This is a genomic window from Terrabacter sp. P5_B1, from assembly GCF_056400505.1.
This window is the reverse complement of sequence record NZ_JBFULD010000310.1, coordinates 1-4,952: the sequence shown is the minus strand read 5'-3', so window position 1 is coordinate 4,952 and position 4,952 is coordinate 1. Positions and strand designations below refer to the sequence as shown.

The 4,952-nt window shown below is 67.9% G+C and carries 6 protein-coding genes; all 6 read left to right on the top strand.

Annotated elements, in window-relative coordinates:
* Positions 1 to 290: 290 nt before the first annotated feature.
* Complete coding sequence (locus tag AC1DP0_RS17940; RefSeq protein ID WP_478087027.1) at positions 291 to 1,289, top strand: substrate-binding domain-containing protein; 999 nt, start codon at positions 291 to 293, stop codon at positions 1,287 to 1,289.
* A gap of 87 nt (positions 1,290 to 1,376) precedes the next feature.
* The gene (locus tag AC1DP0_RS17935; protein WP_478087025.1) at positions 1,377 to 2,447 is read left to right on the top strand and encodes an ABC transporter permease; all 1,071 of its coding nucleotides are present in this window, start codon (positions 1,377 to 1,379) and stop codon (positions 2,445 to 2,447) included.
* Position 2,448: 1 nt separating this feature from the next.
* A complete protein-coding gene (locus AC1DP0_RS17930) occupies positions 2,449 to 3,267 on the top strand; it encodes an ATP-binding cassette domain-containing protein (protein ID WP_478087023.1) in 819 nt (272 codons plus the stop codon).
* A 16-nt stretch (positions 3,268 to 3,283) separates the two neighbouring features.
* Positions 3,284 to 3,703, top strand: coding sequence for a universal stress protein (locus tag AC1DP0_RS17925; protein ID WP_478087020.1), 420 nt, complete (start codon positions 3,284 to 3,286; stop codon positions 3,701 to 3,703).
* A gap of 63 nt (positions 3,704 to 3,766) precedes the next feature.
* Positions 3,767 to 4,507 carry a GntR family transcriptional regulator gene (locus AC1DP0_RS17920; protein ID WP_478087018.1) on the top strand — a complete coding sequence of 247 codons (741 nt, stop codon included), beginning with the start codon at positions 3,767 to 3,769 and terminating at the stop codon, positions 4,505 to 4,507.
* Positions 4,508 to 4,564: 57 nt separating this feature from the next.
* On the top strand, positions 4,565 to 4,952 hold a 388-nt coding region (locus tag AC1DP0_RS17915; protein WP_478087015.1), incomplete at its 3' end, for a Gfo/Idh/MocA family protein.

Here is a 4,952-nt window from a genome sequence, read left to right as displayed (position 1 = left end):
TCGTCGTGTCAAGCAAATGTCAGGACATTCTGATGTTTGATCAATCTCTTGACAGGACGCAGAAGTCCGGGGGATCCTCAAATCGCTGGCATCGACGCCGGGACCAGCAGACCTCCACCGCGATGTCTGCCGCGACGCAGGAGTCAGACCGACGCTCCACGGCTCTCAGCCCACCGCGCCACCGGCGCCCCGGGCCCGGAGCCCGCACCCCTTGATCGGCGGGATCTGCCGTCACAGCACGTCGCGTACTCCGGCGACCGGGACCCGCGACGCAACGAAAGGATTCAACGATGACTCCGACTCGGACTCGCAAGAGCGTGGCCGTCGCAGCCGGGATGGCCACGGCCGCCGCACTCGCCCTCGGGGCCTGCAGCAGCGGCGGGGCGCCCAGCACCACATCGACGGGCGGGGGTGGGGGTGGCGGCGGCAACAGCGGCTACACCTTCGCCATGATCACCCACGAGACGCCGGGTGACACCTTCTGGGACCGCATCAAGGCGGGCGCCCAGCAGGCCTCCAAGGACACCGGCTCCACCTTGAAGTACTCCTCGGACCCGGACGCCAGCAAGCAGGCGGTGCTGATCCAGAACGCCATCGACTCCAAGGTCGACGGCATCGCGACGACCCTGGTCACCCCGGACGCCCTCATCCCCTCGATCAAGAAGGCCGAGGAGGCCGGCATCCCGGTCGACACCTTCAACTCGGGCATCGACTTCTTCCAGAAGGCCGGTGCCCTCACGCACTTCGCCTCCAACGAGAAGCTGGCCGGTCAGCAGGCGGGCAAGCGAGCCGCCGCCGACGGCGCCACCAAGATCCTCTGCACCATCCAGCAGACCGGGTCCGTCGCCCTCGAGGACCGCTGCGCCGGCGTCAAGGACGCCTTCCCGAACACCGAGAACCTGCAGGTCAACGGCGCCGACGACGCTGCCGTCACGAGCGCGATCCAGGCCAAGCTCACCCAGGACAAGTCGATCAACTGGGTCGTCACCCTCGGCGCCCCGCAGGCCCTCGACACGGTCAAGGCGCCCCAGACCGCCGGGGTGAACGTCAAGGTCGGGACGTTCGACACCAACCCGGACGCGGCCCAGGCGGTCAGCGACGGCAAGATCCAGTGGTTCATCGACCAGCAGCCCTACCTGCAGGGCTACATGGCCATCACCCAGCTCTACCTCTTCAAGAAGAACGGCAACGTCCTCGGTGGCGGCCAGGCCGTGCTGACCGGACCCTCCTTCGTCGACAAGACGAACATCGCCCAGGTCCTCCCGTTCATCAAGCAGAACACTCGCTAACCGCCTCCAGGGGGCCGGGTCCGTCCAGGTCTGCCTGGGCAGCCTGTCTGGGCAGCCCGGCCCCCGCCGAACAGCACTGGAGCTGTCATGAGTAGCACCCCCGTCAAGACCGACCCCTCACCCTCCGCCCCTGCCGAGGCGTCCAACCGGGTCACCCTGGGCTGGTCGAACCGACTGCTGGCACGGCCCGAGATCGGCGCCCTCGTCGCGGCGATCGTCATCTTCATCTTCTTCCTCATCGTCGCGCCGGCCTTCCGGAGCGCGCCCGCCTTCTTCACGGTGCTCTACCAGTCCTCGACCATCGGCATCGTCGCCGTCGGGGTCGGCATGCTGATGATCGGCGGTGAGTTCGACCTCTCCGCCGGCGTGCTCGTCACCACCGCCGGCCTCTTCAACGCGATGTTCTGCTACCAGCTCGGGATCAACCTGTGGGTCGGCGCCATCCTGTCGCTGGTGCTCTGCCTGTCGATCGGGTTCCTCAACGGCTACCTGGTCATGAGGACCGGGATCCCGAGCTTCCTGATCACCCTGGGCACGTTCTTCATCCTGCAAGGGGCCAACCTCGGCGTGACCAAGCTCGTCACTGGATCGGTGTCGAGTCCCAACATCGACCAGATGGCCGGCTACGACTCCCTCAACTGGATCTTCGCCCACGAGTGGCAGATCGGATCCGTGACCCTGTCCATCACGGTTATCTGGTGGTTCCTCTTCACCGGGCTCGCCGCCTACATCCTGCAGCGCACGAGGATCGGCAACTGGATCTATGCCGTCGGGGGCAACGCCGACTCCGCGCGGGCGGTCGGTGTCCCCGTCACCGCGGTCAAGGTGGGTCTGTTCATGACCGTGGCGTTCCTCGGCTGGTTCACCGGTATGCACTACCTGTACAACTTCAACGTCCTGCAGGCCGGCAACGGCGTCGGGAACGAGTTCCTCTACATCATCGCGGCGGTCGTCGGCGGCACCATGCTCACCGGCGGCTACGGCAATGCCATCGGCGTGGCCCTCGGCGCCTTCATCTTCGGCATGACGAGCCTCTGCATCGTCTACGCCGGCTGGGACCCCAACTGGTTCCGCGCCTTCCTCGGCGTCATGCTGCTGCTCGCCGTGATGGTCAACCTCTACGTCAAGCGACTCTCGACCGCCCGGAAGGTGGGCTGACATGACCGACACCCTGCACGACCACGCCGACCCCGAACTGCACAAGGGCGAGCCGCTCGTCGAGATGATCAACATCGGCAAGACCTACGGCGCGATCCGCGCCCTCAAGGGCATCAACCTGACCGTCAACGCCGGCGAGGTCACCTGCGTCCTCGGCGACAACGGAGCCGGCAAGTCGACCCTCATCAAGATCATCGCCGGCCTGCACCCGCACAACGAGGGCACCATGAAGGTCGACGGCAAGGAGGTCTCCTTCTCCTCACCGCGTGAGTCTCTCGCACACGGCATCGCGACGGTCTACCAAGACCTGGCCGTCGTCTCTCTCATGGAGGTGTGGCGCAACTTCTTCCTCGGATCCGAGATGGTCAGCGGCAGCGCCCCACTGGCACCGATGAAGATCAACGAGATGCGGCGCATCGCCGACGAGGAGCTGCGCAAGATGGGCATCGTCGTCAAGGACATCAACCAACCCATCGRCACCCTCTCCGGTGGCCAGCGCCAGTGCGTCGCGATCGCCCGCGCCGTCTACTTCGGCGCCCGCGTGCTCATCCTCGACGAGCCGACTGCAGCCCTCGGTGTCAAGCAGTCCGGGGTGGTGCTGAAGTACACGGCGGCAGCCCGGGACGCCGGCCTCGGAGTCGTGTTCATCACGCACAACCCGCACCACGCCTACCTCGTCGGCAACCACTTCGTCATCCTCAAGCTCGGCGAGGCAGTGCTCGACAAGAAGCGCGGTGACGTGAGCCTCGACGAGCTCACCCGGCAGATGGCCGGCGGCGACGAGCTCGCCGAGCTGTCCCACGAGCTGCAGAAGTCCTGAGCGAGAGGAAGCGGTCATGAGCGTCGCTGTCGCACATCAGGTGTCGGCGTCCGCCGCGCGGGCCCTGTGGGAGGGGGCCCGCGAGGCCGCCTTCCGCGGGGTCCGGCTGGACGTCATCCACGTCGTCGACTCCCTGGACCGGGACATCGCCGAGGCCAACCGGGCCGGAATCTCCGACGCCATCGAGAAGGCACTCGCCGATGACAAGTCGCTCAAGGACGTGAAGTGGGATCTGCACCTCGTCGCGAGCAAACCGGGGGTGAACGACGTCGCGTCCGCCATCCTCGGCAAGATCGCGGAGATCGCACCGGACCTCCTCGTCATCGGGGCCAGGCGCCGCTCCCCCATGGGCAAGGCGTTCCTCGGCAGCCTGACGCAGAACCTCCTCCTCGACGTCGACGTGCCGGTGCTCGTCGTCAAGAGCCCGAGGTCATGACACGAGAGTGTGCTGACATGAACACATTCGTGCACGTTTGCGGACGCTCGCTAGTCTGCGGCCATGCCCAACCCCGTTGACGTCCGCATCGACCGCGAGACGCCGGTCCCGCTCTACCACCAGCTGGCCGAGCAGCTGAGTGCGGCGATCGCGAGTGGGCAGCTCCAGCCGGGCGACGCCTTCGAGAACGAGGTCGCCATGGCCGACCGGCTCGGACTCTCGCGACCGACGGTGCGCCGGGCGATCCAGGAGCTCGTCGGCCAGGGTCTGCTGCTCCGGCGCCGCGGCCTCGGCACGACGGTCGCGGGTCGGCAGATCCACCGGCGGGCCGAGCTGACGAGCCTCTACGACGACCTGCGGCGCGAGGGGTCGGGGGACCCTCGCACGCAGGTGCTGACGCACGAGGTGACGACCGACGAGGTCGCCGCGACGGCGCTGGGCCTGCCGGTTGACACGCCCCTGCTCAAGCTCGTCCGGCTGCGGTGCGACGGCGACCGCCCACTCGCGATCCTGCGGAACTGGCTGCCGCCCGCCTACTCCGACATCAGCCGCGAGGACCTCGAGCGCAACGGCCTCTACGCCCTGCTCCGCGCCCGCGGCGGCAAGCCGGTCGTCGCGCACCAGCGTATCGGCGCCCGCCAGCCGTCGGCCGCCGAGCGCAGGCATCTCGATCTCACCCCGTCCCAGCCGGTCCTGACCATGTCGCGCACCGCGTTCGATGCCGTCGGCGGCCCGGTCGAGTACGGCGACCACTGCTACCGCGCCCAGGACTACTCCATCGAGGTCATGCTCGACGAGCGCTGACCGCGCCGCCCCTTCCCGTCGAGTGCCCACTTCCCCACACCGCCCGAGAGGTATGCCGTGTCGTCCCCTGCGCTGCCCGACGCCCTCCCGGCGCCGCGCCGTCCGTCACCCTCGTCCGTGCCGAGCCTGCGCTGGGGCGTGCTCGGGACCGGGTGGATCGCCTCGCGCTTCGTCGCGTCGCTGCAGGCCTCGACGACTCAGCGGGTCGTGTCCGTCGGGTCGCGGACCCAGGCCTCGGCCGACGCGTTCGCCGCCACCTTCTCGATCGAAAGAGCATTCAGTCCGGTCGACGCGCTGCTGGCCGACCCGGACGTCGACGTCGTCTACGTCGCGACGCCGCACCACCTGCACCGGTCAGGTGCGCTGGCCGCGGTCCGGGCCGGCAAGCACGTTGTCGTCGAGAAGCCCATCGGCCTCAATGCCGCTGAGGCAAAGGAGATCTCGG

Bases quoted from the DNA above. Each gene is read 5' to 3' on its own strand.
- AC1DP0_RS17935 (WP_478087025.1), top strand. From the start codon at position 1,377: ATGAGTAGCACCCCCGTCAAGACCGACCCCTCACCCTCCGCCCCTGCC.
- AC1DP0_RS17925 (WP_478087020.1), top strand. From the start codon at position 3,284: ATGAGCGTCGCTGTCGCACATCAGGTGTCGGCGTCCGCCGCGCGGGCC.
- AC1DP0_RS17940 (WP_478087027.1), top strand. From the start codon at position 291: ATGACTCCGACTCGGACTCGCAAGAGCGTGGCCGTCGCAGCCGGGATG.
- AC1DP0_RS17920 (WP_478087018.1), top strand. From the start codon at position 3,767: ATGCCCAACCCCGTTGACGTCCGCATCGACCGCGAGACGCCGGTCCCG.